This window comes from Flavobacterium sp. GSP27 (assembly GCF_003970395.1).
Classification (GTDB): Bacteria; Bacteroidota; Bacteroidia; order Flavobacteriales; family Flavobacteriaceae; genus Flavobacterium.
Map to the genome: position 1 here is coordinate 74069 of NZ_RYDP01000005.1, position 17039 is coordinate 91107.

At 32.6% G+C, this 17039-nt stretch carries 15 protein-coding genes and 2 pseudogenes; 4 read left to right on the top strand and 13 right to left on the bottom strand.

Features of this window, described 5'->3' with window-relative positions:
- Window positions 1-6: 6 nt before the first annotated feature.
- The 8 genes and pseudogenes from EKM05_RS06050 to panB all read right to left on the bottom strand — a co-directional run.
- A pseudogene (locus tag EKM05_RS06050) lies at window positions 7-267 on the bottom strand (neutral zinc metallopeptidase); the annotation flags it as partial.
- Between the two features lie 126 nt (window positions 268-393).
- Window positions 394-3777, bottom strand: a complete 3384-nt coding sequence (locus tag EKM05_RS06055; RefSeq protein WP_233590884.1) for a PAS domain S-box protein — start codon at window positions 3775-3777, stop codon at window positions 394-396.
- Window positions 3778-4528: 751 nt separating this feature from the next.
- Complete coding sequence (locus EKM05_RS06060; RefSeq protein ID WP_233579304.1) at window positions 4529-5311, bottom strand: hypothetical protein; 783 nt, start codon at window positions 5309-5311, stop codon at window positions 4529-4531.
- A gap of 32 nt (window positions 5312-5343) precedes the next feature.
- Window positions 5344-5661, bottom strand: coding sequence for a nitroreductase family protein (locus EKM05_RS14595; RefSeq protein WP_317125380.1), 318 nt, complete (start codon window positions 5659-5661; stop codon window positions 5344-5346).
- Between the two features lie 200 nt (window positions 5662-5861).
- On the bottom strand, window positions 5862-7190 hold the full coding sequence (locus EKM05_RS06070; RefSeq protein ID WP_126462528.1) for an aldehyde dehydrogenase: 1329 nt from the start codon (window positions 7188-7190) through the stop codon (window positions 5862-5864).
- Window positions 7191-7216: 26 nt separating this feature from the next.
- A complete protein-coding gene (locus EKM05_RS06075) occupies window positions 7217-8557 on the bottom strand; it encodes a hypothetical protein (protein ID WP_233590885.1) in 1341 nt (446 codons plus the stop codon).
- Between the two features lie 71 nt (window positions 8558-8628).
- On the bottom strand, window positions 8629-9318 hold the full coding sequence (locus tag EKM05_RS06080; protein ID WP_197037243.1) for an RluA family pseudouridine synthase: 690 nt from the start codon (window positions 9316-9318) through the stop codon (window positions 8629-8631).
- Between the two features lie 91 nt (window positions 9319-9409).
- Window positions 9410-10228 carry a 3-methyl-2-oxobutanoate hydroxymethyltransferase gene (gene panB, locus EKM05_RS06085; protein ID WP_126554152.1) on the bottom strand — a complete coding sequence of 273 codons (819 nt, stop codon included), beginning with the start codon at window positions 10226-10228 and terminating at the stop codon, window positions 9410-9412.
- 634 nt (window positions 10229-10862) lie between these two features.
- Here panB and EKM05_RS06095 point away from each other — a divergent pair.
- Window positions 10863-11921: a sensor histidine kinase KdpD gene (locus EKM05_RS06095; RefSeq protein WP_126462519.1), complete on the top strand. Its 1059-nt coding sequence runs from the start codon at window positions 10863-10865 to the stop codon at window positions 11919-11921.
- 246 nt (window positions 11922-12167) lie between these two features.
- On the opposite strand, the gene EKM05_RS06100 is transcribed toward EKM05_RS06095, so the two are convergent.
- From EKM05_RS06100 to EKM05_RS06110, 3 genes are read right to left on the bottom strand one after another with little or no spacing between them, the layout of a single operon-like run.
- Entirely contained in the window at window positions 12168-12635 is a 468-nt protein-coding gene (locus EKM05_RS06100) for a PEGA domain-containing protein (RefSeq protein ID WP_126462516.1), read from the bottom strand.
- A 14-nt stretch (window positions 12636-12649) separates the two neighbouring features.
- Window positions 12650-13033, bottom strand: a complete 384-nt coding sequence (locus EKM05_RS06105; RefSeq protein WP_126462513.1) for a hypothetical protein — start codon at window positions 13031-13033, stop codon at window positions 12650-12652.
- Window positions 13034-13085: 52 nt separating this feature from the next.
- Window positions 13086-13706 carry a hypothetical protein gene (locus tag EKM05_RS06110; protein WP_126554154.1) on the bottom strand — a complete coding sequence of 207 codons (621 nt, stop codon included), beginning with the start codon at window positions 13704-13706 and terminating at the stop codon, window positions 13086-13088.
- 241 nt (window positions 13707-13947) lie between these two features.
- On the opposite strand from EKM05_RS06110, the gene EKM05_RS06115 reads away from it, so the two are divergent.
- Both EKM05_RS06115 and EKM05_RS14815 read left to right on the top strand, forming a co-directional pair.
- The gene (locus EKM05_RS06115) at window positions 13948-14358 is read left to right on the top strand and encodes an OsmC family protein (protein WP_126462508.1); all 411 of its coding nucleotides are present in this window, start codon (window positions 13948-13950) and stop codon (window positions 14356-14358) included.
- 202 nt (window positions 14359-14560) lie between these two features.
- Complete coding sequence (locus EKM05_RS14815; protein ID WP_317125144.1) at window positions 14561-14737, top strand: ATP-binding cassette domain-containing protein; 177 nt, start codon at window positions 14561-14563, stop codon at window positions 14735-14737.
- On the opposite strand, the gene EKM05_RS06125 is transcribed toward EKM05_RS14815, so the two are convergent.
- Window positions 14687-15256, bottom strand: a complete 570-nt coding sequence (locus EKM05_RS06125) for a pentapeptide repeat-containing protein (RefSeq protein ID WP_126462505.1) — start codon at window positions 15254-15256, stop codon at window positions 14687-14689. The two genes, EKM05_RS14815 and EKM05_RS06125, sit on opposite strands and share 51 nt — an antisense overlap.
- A 101-nt stretch (window positions 15257-15357) precedes the next feature.
- Window positions 15358-15790, bottom strand: a pseudogene (locus EKM05_RS14820) (DUF6526 family protein).
- Between the two features lie 183 nt (window positions 15791-15973).
- On the opposite strand from EKM05_RS14820, the gene EKM05_RS06135 reads away from it, so the two are divergent.
- Window positions 15974-17017 (top strand): NAD(P)-dependent alcohol dehydrogenase, encoded by a 1044-nt coding sequence (locus tag EKM05_RS06135; RefSeq protein WP_126462502.1) that lies wholly within the window; start codon window positions 15974-15976, stop codon window positions 17015-17017.
- Window positions 17018-17039 lie beyond the last annotated feature (22 nt).

Here is a 17039-nt window from a genome sequence, read left to right on the forward strand (position 1 = left end):
ACTTTTTTAATTAATTCCTACAAAAGTATCGCCTTGAGTAATATCTCCAGATTGATACCCTTTCATAAACCAGACTTTCCGTTGTGCGGAACTTCCGTGTGTAAAGGATTCCGGAACAATGTGTCCTTGAATTTTAGCTTGAATCGCATCATCACCAACTGCATGTGCTGCACTTAAAGCTTCATCAATATCACCTTCCTCCTGTAAATCATTCATTTTTTGATTGTAATGTGTTCATACGCCCGCATAAAAATCAGCTTGCAAATCCGCTATCGGATTAGATTACTTGTCAAAATTTCTTTTGACAGGATTTAAGTCTTTAGAAAACAATCTGTTTAGCTTTTTGTCATGTACTTAAATAAAATGTACATAAATTAAAAGAAAAATAGTTGGCTACAGTATCCATTTAGCAATTGTTTCCTCAATGACTCCTTTGACTATAGGTTTTGAAATATAATCATTCATTCCTGCAGCGAGACATTTTTCTTTCTCTTCTTTTTCGGTGCCCGCAGTTATTGCAATAATAGGCAGGTTTTTACCCGAACTCAAGCTTCTTATTATTTTTGTTGCTTCGTAACCATTCATTTCGGGCATTTGAATGTCCATAAAAATAAGATCAGGCCGGAGTATTTCAAATTTTTCGATAGCTTCTTTGCCGTTGACTATTTCGAAAATTATTGGATTTACAAATAAATTTTTGATAATGGTTTTAAGCAGTAACATGTTTACTTTGTTATCCTCTACAATCATAACGCTTCTTAGTTTTTTAGCATTTTTGACGGTTGTAATAGGTATTTTTTTATCTAGATCTATTTCAGGATCAGTACTATTTTTTGGAGTTTCGTTGCTGGTTTTTAAATCTAAATCAAAATAAAAAGTACTTCCCAGTTCGATGGTGCTTTCCAGTTGCAGGGTACTGTTCATTATACCAAGTAATTGGTTTGAAATTGTCAGGCCTAATCCTGTTCCTCCATATTTTCTTGTCGTAGAACTGTCTTCTTGTGAAAAAGCCTGAAAAATTTTATATTTGTTTTTTTCTAATATTCCAATTCCTGTATCGATCACTGCAAATCGAATCTTAACATGCGACGCATCAATTTTTTCAATCACAGAAACATTTAATTTAATGGAACCCTTTTCTGTGAATTTTACAGCATTTGACAATAAATTAATTAAAATTTGTCTTAATCGGACAATGTCTATCCAAAAATATTCAGGAATTTCAGACGATATATTTAGTTTTAAACTTAGATTTTTTTGGTTGGATTCGTATAATATTAAATCAATAATCTGACCCAGAACATCTTTTACGTTATATTTTTCAATGTGTAAATCTAGTTTTCCGGCTTCAATCTTTGAAAAATCAAGAATGTCATTTACGATATCCAGCAAGGAATATGCGGATTGTTTTACTGTATTGATGTATTTTTCTTGGGTTGAGCCAAGTTGTGTTTTCATTAACAAATCTGTGAATCCAATAATCCCATTTAACGGTGTTCTTATTTCATGACTCATATTGGCCAGAAATTCTGATTTTGCTTTATTGGCAGCTTCTGCTAGTTCTTTTTCTTTGACTATGGTTTCGGTTTGTTTCCTTGCTGTAATATCAATAAAAATTCCTTCCAAGAATGCAATTTTCCCATCTTTGTATATGGTATCACCAAATTCTTCCACCCATACAACCGTTTTGTTCTTGTGTATAATCCGGTAAACAATATGAATCGGAATTTTAGTATCTATTGCATTTTTTTGAGTAGCAATGGTTTTTAATTTGTCTTCGGGATGAATTAAATCAATAAAGGATAAATGGTTCGTTAGAAAATCATTTTTTGGATATCCGGTAAGCTTTTCAATCTCATCATTAATGTAGATCTTTGTGTTGTTTTCATCATAATTTGATAAATAAACGGTTCCTGGAATATTATTGGCTAATAATCTAAATTTCTCTTCACTTTCATATATCGCGGTCTCGTTCGTAATACGTTCTATTGATGAGGCTATATTCCTAGCTAATGTTTGTAAAATATTGACCTCATCTTCGGACCAACATCTCTCATTTTGAGTATCATCAAATCCCAAAAAGCCACGAAACCTATTTTTGATAAAAATTGGAAAAAGGATTATTGATACAACATCAAGATTTTCTAATTTATTCCTTAAGGAAGGATTCTCAATTTTTGAAATTATTGCATCGTAAACTTTGTTGTTTAAAAGCGGTATCAACAATTCTTCAAAAAACACATGTGGTAGATTTTGAAGTTTAATATTGTTTTTCGTTATTTTATGATTGTTAATTATCCATCTGTATTTTTGGCTAATAAAACCTGTATTACTATCATTTTCGTAGTAATACGCTCTATGGGATTTTGTAGTTTTACCCATAATAATGAGTACATCTGAGAAAATATCGTTGATGTCATTGCTGTTCAAAAATTTCTCTGTACAAAGTGCCATAGCAGATAAAAGTTCACTCTTGTATTCTAATTTCTTCTCTGTTTCATACCGACTGTGAGAAATCATAGTCAACGATATAATATCCGAGATGGTTCGGGCAAAAATAATGTCCTCGTTGTCCCAGTATCGTTGTGTTTTTACTGTTTCAAAGCTAATGGTTCCAGATAAGTCTCCATTTATGAAAATGGGAATGGCAAGTTGTGATTTGATATCGTTTTTTAAAAAATAGTCATTTATAAATTCAGATATTTCATATTTATTAAAAACATCAGGAGCACTGATTTGTGTTTTGTTTTTGATGGACTCAAAATAAATAGGATAATTTTTCTTTTCTAAAACGGAGCCCTTAGAATAAGAATTATGGTCCAAGTCATATAAATTTTCACAGGTAATTGTATCTTCGGTATATTTCCAATAACTTACCCGATTGCACTTTGATACTTTAGCAGCTAATTCAATTATTTGCATCACACTAACATCCAGGTTTTTGTAATTACTAAAGTTGGTTGTTGATAGTTTTTTTACAGCTTCATTGTATTCCTCTACTTTTTCCTGACGTATTTTAATATCGTTTTCTATGTCTTTAAACTTAGTGATATCTCTGGCAATACTAGAATAAGCTACCACTTCTCCAAATTCATTTCTCCGGATAATCACTTTCTGGGAAACCCACAATTCTTGCCCATCCTTTTTTATCAATGGAAATTCAATGGTAGAAAAATAATTTTCATTTATTAATAAATTCTGGTAGAGATCTTTGATACTGATAAGGTAATCTTCTCGTATAAATTCTGAATAATTTCGATTTATGATTTCATCTATTTTGTATCCCAAAGATTTAATAGTATAATCATTGACAAATATAAAATCTCCGTCATTATCGACTTCAAAAATTAGATCAATAGCATTTTCAATTAAATTTTTATATTGGTTTTGTATTTTAATTTCATTTGTTACATCCTGTCCTATCCCAATGATCAAATCATCTGAGAATTTTTTATCATTCCATTGAATGTGTTTGTATGCTCCATTTTTACATTTTACTTTGCTGGTAAACAACTGATCATCCTTAAAATTAATATGATACTCTTCACCATAAAATTCTTTGTCCTCAGTAACTTTCCAGTAGCCCAATCCCATAACTTCATTTACTGAATAACCTAAAATGGTCTTTACATTTTCACTGCAAAATACAATTTCTCCTTTTTTATTGGTAGCAAGAATGAGAGAGTTGCCTTTATTTACAATTTCATTAGTAAAACGTAGTTTATCAGTAATTTTTAATAAAGAGGTGTACCGTATGTAGTTTATAATTAGGATCATTAATGAGAAATTCGATAAAATAATGATTGATCGTAAGGGTATTATTTCAAAAAAATACAGTATAAATAAAAAGATAAATACGCACATAAGGAAAATCCAATATAGTTTGGTGGGTTTGATGATGGTATACGAAAAGAATAAAGCTAGTACAAAAGCGGCTATAGGTATGCTGTCAGAGGGTGTGAAAATCAAATTTATTGATATGTAACTAAAACAGATTACATACACTATCATAAATATTTTTCCCAGGTTTTGAAACACAACAGCTGATTTTTTGCTGATAAAATAGAGAATCAGTAAAAAAGTACCGATACCAAGATTTGAAATCAGTAAGCTTACAGGTCTTATTTTGAAAATTTCAAATAGGGTTTCAAGTACCGGAATTAGTATGCCCAAATATAAAAGATAGCGCTGGTTTTCTATGTTTTTACTATCCTCTTCATTATAGTATTTAATAAAGGAATTGCTTAATAGTATTTTTATTTTAAAAATTTTACAGACTAGAAAAACAAATAAAACAGGAATTACAATCCACAAAAAATTATTGATTGCAAAAGAATTATAAACGCTGAATAAAATTGACTCTGAGTCAATGGTAAATAATAAGCTACAGTATAACACCATAGAAACTGTTTGTTAGGTTTAAAGACTAGATTTGGCTTTTTGTAAAAAATAAATATAAGATTATTTTTTACAAAAAGCCAAAATCAGCTTGTAATTATGTTCTGGCTTTTAGTAAAAAGCGGTTTTATTAGAACATTTGTTCCGGTTCTAGTGTAGTTTCAAAACCAATAATTTCACTATAAATCGCATAGTATAAAGAATACATAAAGGGTACTGTAAATACTATACCAATGCAACACCCAATGAGTCCCACTAATGTAGAAATGGCACCCACTACCAATAAACCCAGCAAAATAAGCGGTTGTTTTACCACGATTAGTATGCTTGATTTTAAAGCTTCAATAGCATTTAAGTTTCCAAAAATAATAAGTGGAATGGTCAGTATCGTGAATAATGTTATAGTTACTGTGATAATAAATCCGATGAAGGGTATTTGTGCATAGTCAATCAATGATGATAGTAAGGTGCTAAAAATTGAAATTAGTAAAGTAGCAATGAAGAGTTCTTTGAAATACGATATTTTATAGTATTCAAACATGGTTGATACATGAAATTCTTCATCTCTTTCAGCACAATACGCCATTTTGATTAAACCGGCGCTAATAGGACTAAATAAACTCGATAGTAAAACAGAAACCCCGGATACAATTAAAATAAAGTTTAAACTTAAATTTTCCGGTTGTAAATTTTCCGGTTTCATTTTTTCCAGTATCATGGCAGAATCAAAAAAGGCAACAAGTATTACTGATACAAAAACAATCAGCAGTATAAAAAACACAAAAATAATTAAACCGGCATAAATCGCAATTTTTTTATAATTTTCAAAAGCATGGTTAAAAACGATTCCAAAATCTAAAGGATATCCATTTTTTTCTATTTCGTGTATTCGGTTTTGTGTAGTTTTCAACATTTGTTGGTCGTTTTAGTGGGTTAATTATTCTGTTATTTTTCAAAATAAACGTATTCAAAAGGAACTCTGAATCGTTTTCCGTACACTCCTTTTCCGCTACCCAGTAGCATATTAATTTCGGATGATGCCGGTAAATGTAATATTTTTATTCGTAGCGAATCAAAACCTTCCATTTGGCACGTATCATAGTTTATGGCAGTCATGCTGATCACGAAATTTTGTGCCGCAAGTCTGGCACTTTTATGGGCTACAATGTGCATGTCACTTTGTCTTACCTGTCTATATATGGGTTTGAATAACCCAATGAATTGAAATGCAATAAATTTGATTATTCCAATAATTCCTGTGATATCAAATTAAAACAACGGAACGATTTTTTGATAATGATGAAAAGCAAATTGTTCTCTTTTTGAATATTCTGCTTCCAGCTTGTTGCCATATTGTGGCTAAGTAAATACACTTTTTTACTTTTTTCGCACAATAGTTTCATTTATAAAAACCCGAACTGAGCGTCGGTATTTTATGGATGCACTGACGGTTTTTTCATGGGTTACATCCATTTTAATATTTTTTGAAAGGTCTTTAATTTGTCTTTGTAAGGCGCATACCGAAGGGGTAAATCCAGCCATGTCCCCCTTTTTACAATGGCTTTTTTATGCGAAAAAGTATCAAAACTCCGTTTTCCGTGATAGGCTCCCATTCCTGAAGTACCAACACCGCCAAAAGGCAAGCGATTATTCGCTAAATGGATTACGGTATCATTGATACAGCCACCGCCAAAAGAATATTTTTGTAAAACTTCTGCAATAAAAGATTTGTTTTGAGAGAATAAATACAACGATAATGGTTTTTCGAAACTTAAAATTATTTTTTCAATATCTGCCTCTGAATGGTATGAGAGTATAGGAAGTATGGGGCCGAAAATTTCTTCGGTCATCACCGGACTGTCCATTTTTGGCTCGTCCAATAGCGTAGGAGCAAGGAATAAAGTGTCTTTATTGTATTGACCTCCAAAAAGTATTTTTTGGTTTTCCAATAGATGCAATTGGCGTTGCCAGTTTTTCAAATTGATAATTCTGGCGTAATCAGGGGATTCTTCCGGATTTGGACCTAGTGCCTTTTCAATTTCCAGAATTAGTAAAGTTATGAAAGTAGCTTTCATTTTATGGTGCACCACTATGTAATCAGGGGCAACACATGTTTGTCCGGCATTTATAATTTTTCCCCAGACAATGCGGCGGGCACTCAATTCTAAATTGGCAGTTTCATCAACAATACAAGGACTTTTCCCGCCTAATTCCAGCGTAACTGGAGTTAGGTTTTCGGCTGCAGCTTTTGCTACAATTCTGCCAACGGCAACACTTCCTGTAAAAAAAATATAATCCCAACGTTTTTTTAATAATTCCTGAGCAACAGTCGCGTCTCCGGTAATGACGACGACATCTTTTACAGGGAAAGTTTCATTTATAATTTTCGCTATTATAGTAGACGTATTTGGGGTAAGTTCAGAGGGTTTTAGGGTTACTTTATTTCCGGCAGCAACAGCAGCAATCAGAGGGCATAAGGCCAATTGAAACGGATAATTCCAAGGCGAAAGGATCAATACATTTCCGTAAGGCTCACTATATATGTAATCTGACGATGGAAAATTCAAAAAAGAAGCGAGAACTTTTTTGGGTTTAGCCCAAGAATCAATGTTTTTGATGGTTTCTTTTAAATCACTTATGACATAATTTGTTTCTGTTAAAACGGCTTCAAAGGCTGGTTTTTTAAAATCATCGTAGAGCGCTTTAATAATTGCTTGTTCCTGTTTTATGATGGTATGCAATAGTTTTTTTAAAGATTCTTTTCGGTAGTCTACACTATTTTCATTTTTCATATTATGATTTTAAAGGTACAGATTTATTATTTTAACCCAAGTCGGTAGCCTACATAAAAATCAGCTTGTTTACTGTCGCTGGCCAAAGCAGTCACTATAGAACTGGATCCCATATAAAAGCCATACACTCTTAACCCGACACCACCAGTAATTCCGGAAATTTCGTTATCTGACCAAGAGGAATAAATTTCATAATTTTTCAAAGAAAATCGAGGTGTAATAGAAACCACATTTTGTGTTGTCACCTGATTATCGCTGGTGTCATCCTTTAATTTTTGTTGTGTGTAAAGCGCAACAAAAAATTTAGGTATTACTTTTATATCTGCATAGGCGGAGAAAACAGTAGGTAAGGTTACTTTGAAGTTTTTGCTGGATGTGGTTTTAGTTAAGTATCCGTCGTTTACTAAAATGGTTTCTACTTCCTTTAAAGTAGTAGTGTTTTGAAATTGGCTTAATGCCAAACCATTTGGGTTAGAAAAAGTAGACTGTATGTTTAATGCATAATTAGTAGAGGAATTTGCATCATCCTTGAAGGTCATCGTACCAATATTTCGCACTGCGATACCCGCATTTATTTTGTAACCGTCTTGGTCTTTCCATTGGTAATTTACACCAAAATCAGCTGCAACTCCGTTTAGTTTTCCAAAAACGGATTCAGAGTAATTATTAAAATCAGTAAAACCATCATTGAAGTTCCCGGAATACGCAATATTCATTGACGCTTGAGTATTATTTAAATACGCTTCGGCACCAATAGTATTAATGGTTCCCTGAAATTGATCCAGGCCTAAGTTGGTGTACGAGCCTGGAAATAATAATTTCAAGGTAGCACCCGCATTAAATTTATGGTTTTCATTTTCAAATACGTTTCTGGCTGCTGAAATTCCTATTTCTCCCCAGCTTGTTCCATTTAAACGTTGGTTGTAATCATTGCTTATTGATGAAGAACCAATAAGATTTCCGGTATTGATCGCCGCACCAAGTTGTGGGTCAATATCAATTAAATTTAATTTTGCAGCAGCTTTTGTAGTAAAACCAAAAGCCCATTTATCCATTTTCATAGCAAAACCTGGGCCGTATATTTCAGCATCTACGCGCATATTTACAGGAGTATTTCCTGTAAATAACAAATTTTCTAAGTTTTCACTATTAACAATATCACTAAATCCTATTTTATTATTAGAAGCATTTACGCTGGCCGAAAAAATATTTATTTCATATTTTGAACTTAAATTAGACAGTTCCGCAGGATTCATACCGGCATTAAGTATTCCGACTCTAGTAGACATATTGATTCCTGAAAAATGGTCTTGAGCGGTCATGTTTAAGAACGAAATGAAACAAAAAATAATAGGTAGTTTTTTCATACAATTTGTTTTTGTGAATATTTATTATTGAGTTATTGAAAGGTTGAAAGTAAAATACTGTTTTTTTAGTATTAAATGGCATTCCAGATCACATCATTTGGAGCAGGAGCAATTATTTTTATATTTTCCTTTGTAACAGGATGAATGAACATTAATTTTCTAGCATGCAAATGGATTCCTCCGTCCGGATTGCTTCGGTCAAAACCATATTTTAAATCCCCTTTTATAGGTAATCCAATCGCTGAAAGTTGAGCCCTTATTTGATGGTGTCTTCCAGTATGAAGATTGATCTCAAGCGCATAGTAGTTGTTTAGTTCTTTGATAATTGTATACTCTAAACTGGCTAATTTGCTTTCAGGGACTTCTTTTTCGTGCGCTTTTGAACTATTGTTTTTTTCGTTTCTTTTTAAATAATGAACGAGTGTATCAGTGGGCTTGGCAGGTTTGTTTTTGACAATGGCCCAATATGTTTTTTGAGTTTCACGGGTACTGAATAATTCATTCATTCGAGTCAGAGCTTTACTGGTTCGGGCAAATACAACTATTCCGGTTGTTGGCCGATCTAAGCGATGTACAACACCCAGGAAAACCTCCCCGGGTTTGTTGTATTTGTCTTTGATGTATTCTTTAACCACATCTGATAAGGGTTTATCACCCGTTTTGTCCCCTTGAACAATATCTCCTACACGTTTGTTAATTACAATAAGATGATTGTCTTCGTGAAGGATTTGAAGGTTGTTTTTAGTAGAAATTATTTTCATTTGGATTTTTAGATTGTTGGATTTCCAATACTCTTAGAGTATTCGACAATAATCAAATTCTCTTAAAGGCTACTCATCTAAGAAGTCAAATTTAATATTGTTCATTTGCATTAGGGAAATCACTTGATTTTACATCTGCAACATATTGGCCAATGGCCGTTGTCATTCCGTCATATAAATTCATATACCTTCTTAAGAAACGAGGACTGAATTCGTTGTTCATTCCTAACATATCATGAATTACTAATACTTGTCCGTCAACACCACCCCCAGCACCAATACCAATAACTGGAATCGAGATGCTTTGGGCTACTTTTTCGGCTAGATGAGCTGGAATTTTTTCTAAAACTAAGGCAAAACAGCCTAGTATTTCTAGTAATTTAGCATCTTCGATTAACTTATGTGCTTCTTCCTCTTCTTTGGCACGAACGGTGTAGGTTCCAAATTTATAAATGGATTGTGGTGTTAAACCTAGATGTCCCATAACTGGAATTCCGGCGTTTAATATTTTCTTGATAGAGTCTTTAATTTCTTTACCACCTTCTAGTTTTACGGCATGACCACCGCTTTCTTTCATGATTCGGATGGCAGAGCGCAAGGCTTCTTTAGGATCGGATTGGTAACTTCCAAAGGGTAAATCCACCACTACCAAAGCTCTTTCAATGGCTCTTACCACAGAGGAGGCGTGATAAATCATTTGATCCAGCGTAATAGGTAATGTAGTTTCATGACCAGCCATAACATTTGAAGCGGAGTCTCCCACTAATATTACATCAACTCCTGCCGTATCAACGATTTTTGCCATGGTGTAATCGTATGCGGTGAGCATCGAAATTTTTTCTCCATTAGCCTTCATTTCAATCAATGACTTTGTTGTAATTCTTTTATAATCTTTTTTTGCGACAGACATATTTCCTTTTTTGAGAGTGTAAAGGTACTAAAATGTATAATTTTAGGTTGAAAATGTAGCACTTATATTATATCGGATACAAATTAATCAAAAAAGTAATCATACGAAAAATTCTAGTACTGACTTTATTGCTCTCCTCAGTATATTAGCAGGCTCAATATCAAGAAGTTCAAAGCGTAATTGATACTTTTTTCAAGCCTTCCATGCCAGAGATTCACCTCAATTGCATTTACTTTGTGATGATACAAAGATATTGCAATCCATTGCTGAGAATGAAAAAGGCACTTTGCTTTCTCATGAAAAACCAGGGGGCATTTTATAAATCTATAGCTTAAAATTTCAAGAAAAAATTCTCAGGTATTCCATTCAAATAAACGGAGCCATGGCGCATGTCTGGACAACGTATGAGTTTTAGGTTAATGGTACACTAAGTCATACTGAGGTAAATGCGTTTACACTTTTCAAAAAAGACAACCACTGGAAAATTATTTATCTTATTGACACTCGAAGAAAGTAGTTTGATGAGTTATTTTTAGAATATTCATTGTGTGTTACAAATAAGATAAAAATTAATTGTAATTTTTGGGTTCTGTAATTTTTTACTAATACATTTGCATTTTAAAAAAATAAATTTATGCAGTTGTATGAAAAATTGTCTCGGATTGGTTTTCTCAAAAATAGTTATGCCTTCAAATTCCTGTTTGTTGCATTTATAGGCATTCACATTCCATTAATTGGATTGTTATTTTTTGTGCTTTATGCAAGTAAAACAATTTCAGCCGATTCTATTTTAATTTTTGCGCTGATTATTACTTTATTAGCAACAGCGGTCACTTTATTTTTTTTAAAAAAACTAATTAAACCAATAGAGGTAGCTTCCAGGTCATTAATTGCCTATAGAAAAGACAGAACAATACCTTCTTTGCCAACTAATTTTTCGGATGAAGCAGGGTTGTTAATGAGTAATATTCAAGAATCAATAGCTGATAACGAAAATTTCATTACTGAAAAACAAGATTTAGTTTATTTGCTTTCGCATGATCTAAGAAATTTTGTAGGAAATTCAAAATCGGCCGCATTGCTTATTTTAGAAGAGGATTCTTCGGATTATATAAAAGAATTAGCGGAGTTAATAGTTCAATCCAGTGGTGAACAATTTCATTATATTGAAAGTTTTATCACATTATTAAAGGAACAAGATCAAATTATAAAAAGAAATTCTCAGGACTCCCTAATTCAATTTTCACCTGTTTTTTCTATGGTGGCAAAACAATTAGATCAGGTATTAGTGGTCAAAAACATTAAATTAGTTTTATCAATTGACGTTCAGGAAGCACTTTTATCAATTGACGACGAGTTGTTGATTCGAGTTTTAGTCAACGTAATTGATAATGCTATAAAATTCTCCTACCCAAATAGTGAAATTGAGGTTCATGTGTATCTTGATGGCACTAAACTGTATTTAAAAGTGAAGGATACAGGAGTAGGTTTTGTTCAAAAACAGAGTGACGAATTATTTAAAAAATTCACTAAAATGAGTATGTCTGGCACTTCAAATGAGCCTTCTACAGGAATTGGATTGTATTTGTGCAAAAACATAGTAGAACGACACAACGGTGTAATTTATGCACAAAGCAGTGGGACAAATAAAGGGGCTACTTTTTCAATTGTTTTTGATACAAAAAAGGGCTAAAAATAGTTTTCTAATGTGTTTTTGTTCTTCTTAGGGCTTACGATCTGAGAAAATATTTTAAGCACTGTAAACAACAAGATTACTAGGTGCAATATAAAAAAAAGCTGTAATTCTATTCTTGATTTGGAATAGCGTTACAGCTTTTAGTTTATGACAGGGATAAAAATAGAACGGCAAAACCGGTGCTTTTTAGTACACCTAATACCATATTTTTGCCACCTTAGCTTTTGGTGTAAATACTTAGTATTAGTTTATTTTTTCTAATTGACCTACTTTTTTCCAGTTTGGATCTATATTTAAAGCGACAGCGATGTACACTTCACTTTTATTTACTTTGAAAGCAGTTCCTTTATTCATTTCAGCATTGACTTCTTTAGGTGTTAAGTTGTAAATTGCTCCAGTAATAGGATCTACAATGATACCAATCAAGCCACCAAATAAAATATTTCCAATATACCAAGCATTGAATTTTTTGGTCAAGTTAGTTTCAAAAGTTTGGTATCCTTCTAATTTAATCATCACATGATGTTCTTTTTTTCGTTCCAGTTTGATTTCAAAAGGCGTTTTTCCTACTTCGATTTCATCAATAAAAATAGAGGCAGCAGCAGGGTTGCTTCTAAAATTTACTTTTTGTTTAGAGCCGGAAACAATTGTAGCACAACTACTCATTAGTAGCGCTAGGGATAATGTAGAAATAAGGATTGTTTTTTTCATTAGAGTGTGTATAATTAATTAAGTTGTAATTTATATTGGGGGATTGTGGTTACGTCTCCGTCATAATAATAGAAATCTACTTTGATGCGATAACAAAGACTCCATATATCGGGAGTTCTCTTTTCGGTTACTTTTACAAGATTAGCGCCTTTTTCTCGGGCTAATTTTCGGGCTTTTGTCAGGTGTGAGTTAAAATCACAATCGGTTGTGAAACCACTGTCCTGATATCTGGCATTTCCTATTTTTTTGGCACCTTCAGGAATTGCATGATGAACATCAAGAAAGGCTACGGGGTCTTCAATTGTTAGTGGTTTTTCTGAAGATTCAAAATTAGAAGTGATTTTTGGACTACAGCTAAAAGCTAAAAATACAAAAACGAGAAGAGATAATTTTTTCATTGTCAGATGGAATTGGTTATTATTATTATTATTATTATTTTATGGGTAATTTTTATTCTACTCTAACTTTAATAGCACCATAATTATCAGACTGAAAAGTAATAAGTCCAAAAACAGTTTCTCCTTTTTTTATTATTTTGCCATTAATGGAGTAATCGTTCAGCTCAGTTTTGAACTTTTTATTGGCATTACTCGCAACAATCATATTTCCTAAGGCTAATCCGGGTCCAATAATCAGTCCTATTGGTGTCGAGCTGGTTTGCTCTGTCATTCCGTTTGAATTGGTTTTTTTGGTAAACAATTGAATTGGAGATAGTAATAAATAAAATAAATAGGAGGCTGGGCTTTGTTTTAAAGATTTGAATGTTCTTTCATTCTCCAATAGATACAATTCATTTCCGCTTTCAAAATTTAATTTTATATCTTTTCCAAAAACCAAATCTTTTTCAGTATTGTTTTTTACTTTAACAGCCACTAGTCGAAGCCCTTTTTTAGTCTCTTTCTTTGCGTATTTCTTATTTAATAAATCATATTTGTATTCCAGCGTTACTCCATGAAGTGTGTTGTTCGAAATATAATTAAGTGAAGCGGGTTGTATTGGTTTGTATACTGAAGCACAACTATTTAGTAAAATTACAATCGATAATAAAAAAATAATTGTAGTTAATTTCATTTGCTGATTAATTAGTTTTTTTTATTGGTTGTCAATTAGTTTTTTTTGTAAGTAAAGTATACTTTTTCAAAAAGCAAACATAAAGAATTTACTGATACTATTAAAATTAAACAGTATTTATTTTAACCACGTTTTTGTTAATTTTTTTTGATTTAATTTTAAATTTTAGTTAAAAATAGTGGATATACTATACTCTTTTTTTAAAAAGAACTAAATTTGAGAAAACAGAAAATTTATAATTATGAAAAGAAATGCAACCGCAGTCTGGAATGGTTCACTCAAAGAAGGAGCCGGAAAACTAACTACACAAAGTACCACACTAAAAGATACCCAATATTCATTCAAATCTCGTTTTGAAGAAGGAGTGGGGACTAATCCTGAAGAACTTATCGCCGCAGCACACGCAGGCTGTTTTACGATGCAACTTTCGGCCTACATTAGTGAAGAAGGGTTTGAAATCGAAAGTATCGAAACCAAATGCGACATTGATTTAGTTGATGGAACCATTGTTACCTCGCACCTGATGCTTCAAGCAAAAATTAGCGGAATAACAGAAGATGCTTTTCAACAATTAGTAACTAAAGCAGAAAAAAATTGTCCTATTTCTAAAGTTTTGAATGCTGCAATTTCTTCGACTGCTTCCTTAGTTTAAAAATATACAGACATCAAAAAGGCTCGGTTTAATTTTAAATCGAGCCTTTTTGATGTCTGTAAAAGGAATGTTTCAAAAAAATAGTAATACAAATTTTTTTACTTAATGAACGTATAATTACTCTTTGATTATTAGTAAAATAACTATTTAAAAACTTGTAAATAAAACTAATGTTTCTTTCATTAAATAATTATCACTGGATATGCGTGTCAAACATGGAGAGTTTGTTTCAATCATAGGAAAATCTGGCTGTGGAAAATCGACGTTGTTGTATTTGCTTTCTACGATGGATACGGAGTATGACGATCAGATATTGATTCATAAAGCACTATTTTACTATGATTTCATGTTTATAGAGCAATCCTTTCAATCCTTCTAAAGCGAAAACGGCTTTTTTTAATTTTGTTGTTTTGGGATCAATTGTATAATTATAGCTTGTTTTGAAACTAGCTTTGTTGGCAATTGCTTTTGCAAACTCAGAACGGTATAAATCGCAGTTTTCAAAAACAACTTCGGTCAAATCAGTGCTCATAAAATCAACGGCAATAAGACTACAATTGGAGAAGGAGGTTCCTTTGATTTTTAAAGTGTAAAATTTAGAGAAATCCAAAATACAATCCTTAAAAGCGATTTCGAAAATTAATTTATCGCACATGGCAAAATTGACATCTTTGATTTCACACCGATTAAAAGTTACGGTTCTAAAGGCCACATAATTAATTTTAGCATTGCTAAAAGTGCAGTCATTGAAGGTACAATCAATGAAAGTAACCGCTAAAAAAACGCATTGGGAGAAATTACAATTTGTAAAAGTACAGCATTCAAATTCCTTAAAATTGACTTCCTCTTCCTTGTACGTAATGTCTTTGTATTCAATATCTAGAAAATATTCGGGCATTTAGTGGTTTTAAATTCAGTTTTATTGCTATCTTTTCATCACAAAGAAACAAAATTCGAAATTGTTAAATTGGATAAATTAGTCTTATTATTTTTGGAATTTTAAACTCTTTCGTAATCCGCTTTCCAGTGCTGAATCGCTTTTTTAATTTCCTTTGCCGAAAGATTTTCATTCAGCGCTCTTAGAGTTAACGCTTGAAATTCATCATCTGAGGCAAAACGTAACGCAAATAGCTGATCGTCATTTAAATGACGTTAAAAATCTTCCAATGTTTTTCCGGTAAGAGAAAAATAACGGTACCGAAGTTCTAAATAGACAATTCGGTTTTGTAGGATCAACGCATAATGTTGACGCAACATAAAAACAAGGCAAAAGCACGACAAAGAGTACACTAATAAATATCCAGATTAAAGAATCTTCTTTTGGTACAACTAAAATAAATACTGAAGGCAGCAATGTCATGATTATTGGATAATGAATAAAATGATGAGGCGGATAGTACCGAATGTGATTTTTATAAGATTGTGCTTTCATAAATGTAGTTTAAAAAAAATTAAATATAAATTAAACTATGGATTTAAAGCATTAAAGGCTATGCAATTACTATGAGGTTTTTTTTTACGGAGGAGACCTATATAATTTCTTTGGATTTCTTTAACATTTCGATAACTCGTTTTTCAAGATAAATTCAATAATTTTATTGAAAATATAAAAAAAATGATAGCTACAAAAGGATACGCAGTACAAGATGCTAAGACAGATTTAGCACCTTGGGATTTCGAAAGAAGAGAAGTTGGACCACATGATGTACAATTTGACATCCTGTTTTGTGGTGTTTGTCACAGTGATTTACACCAAATTAAAGATGACTGGGGCGGTTCAATTTACCCAATGGTTCCGGGACATGAGATTGTAGGTAAAGTGGTAAAGGTAGGAAGTCATGTAAAGAAGTTTAAAATAGGAGATATAGCAGGGACAGGTTGCTTGGTAGACTCTTGTAGAAGTTGTGAAAACTGTAAAGAGGGATTAGAACAATTTTGTTTGAAAGGAAGAACCGACACGTATAATGCTTTAGGACAAGACGGAAAAACACCTACTTATGGCGGTTATTCGAATACCATTGTAGTACATGAAGATTTTGTTTTGCAAGTTTCAGATAAATTGCCTTTGGCTGCTGTAGCGCCTTTATTATGTGCCGGAATCACGACCTATTCTCCATTGAGACACTGGAAAGTTGGGAAAGGGCATAAATTAGCCGTTCTTGGTTTGGGTGGTTTGGGACATATGGCGGTTAAATTTGGAGTTTCTTTTGGAGCTGAAGTTACCGTGTTAAGTACATCAGCAAATAAAGAAGCCGATGCCAGAAAATTAGGAGCACATAATTTTATCGTTACTAAAGATGCCAAACAACTCGAAAGTGTAGCTGGTTCTTTTGATTTTATTCTGGATACTGTTTCTGCACCACACGACTTAAATTTGTATTTGTCATTATTGAGAGTAAACGGCGTGCATATTTGTGTGGGCGTACCACCAACACCTTATGAAATTCAAGCTTTTAGTCTCATAGGCGGACGAAGAAGTCTTGCAGGTTCGCTTATAGGCGGCTTGCCTGAAACTCAGGAAATGTTAGATTATTGTGCGGAACATGGTATTGTTTCTGAAATAGAAATGATTGATATCAAAAATGTTCATGAAGCATATGACCGAATGACAAAAGGAGATGTCCGGTATCGTTTTGTAATAGACATGGCTACATTGTAAAAATAAGTTTAAAAACCAAGCC

What these genes read in the sequence shown, in the direction of transcription:
- EKM05_RS06055 (WP_233590884.1), bottom strand. Translation starts at nt 3,777, where the DNA reads ATGATCCTAATTATAAACTACATACGGTACACCTCTTTATTAAAAATT.
- EKM05_RS06060 (WP_233579304.1), bottom strand. Translation starts at nt 5,311, where the DNA reads ATGTTGAAAACTACACAAAACCGAATACACGAAATAGAAAAAAATGGA.
- EKM05_RS06070 (WP_126462528.1), bottom strand. Translation starts at nt 7,190, where the DNA reads ATGAAAAATGAAAATAGTGTAGACTACCGAAAAGAATCTTTAAAAAAA.
- EKM05_RS06075 (WP_233590885.1), bottom strand. Translation starts at nt 8,557, where the DNA reads ATGAAAAAACTACCTATTATTTTTTGTTTCATTTCGTTCTTAAACATG.
- EKM05_RS06080 (WP_197037243.1), bottom strand. Translation starts at nt 9,318, where the DNA reads ATGAAAATAATTTCTACTAAAAACAACCTTCAAATCCTTCACGAAGAC.
- panB (WP_126554152.1), bottom strand. Translation starts at nt 10,228, where the DNA reads ATGTCTGTCGCAAAAAAAGATTATAAAAGAATTACAACAAAGTCATTG.
- EKM05_RS06095 (WP_126462519.1), top strand. Translation starts at nt 10,863, where the DNA reads ATGCAGTTGTATGAAAAATTGTCTCGGATTGGTTTTCTCAAAAATAGT.
- EKM05_RS06100 (WP_126462516.1), bottom strand. Translation starts at nt 12,635, where the DNA reads ATGAAAAAAACAATCCTTATTTCTACATTATCCCTAGCGCTACTAATG.
- EKM05_RS06105 (WP_126462513.1), bottom strand. Translation starts at nt 13,033, where the DNA reads ATGAAAAAATTATCTCTTCTCGTTTTTGTATTTTTAGCTTTTAGCTGT.
- EKM05_RS06110 (WP_126554154.1), bottom strand. Translation starts at nt 13,706, where the DNA reads ATGAAATTAACTACAATTATTTTTTTATTATCGATTGTAATTTTACTA.
- EKM05_RS06115 (WP_126462508.1), top strand. Translation starts at nt 13,948, where the DNA reads ATGAAAAGAAATGCAACCGCAGTCTGGAATGGTTCACTCAAAGAAGGA.
- EKM05_RS14815 (WP_317125144.1), top strand. Translation starts at nt 14,561, where the DNA reads ATGCGTGTCAAACATGGAGAGTTTGTTTCAATCATAGGAAAATCTGGC.
- EKM05_RS06125 (WP_126462505.1), bottom strand. Translation starts at nt 15,256, where the DNA reads ATGCCCGAATATTTTCTAGATATTGAATACAAAGACATTACGTACAAG.
- EKM05_RS06135 (WP_126462502.1), top strand. Translation starts at nt 15,974, where the DNA reads ATGATAGCTACAAAAGGATACGCAGTACAAGATGCTAAGACAGATTTA.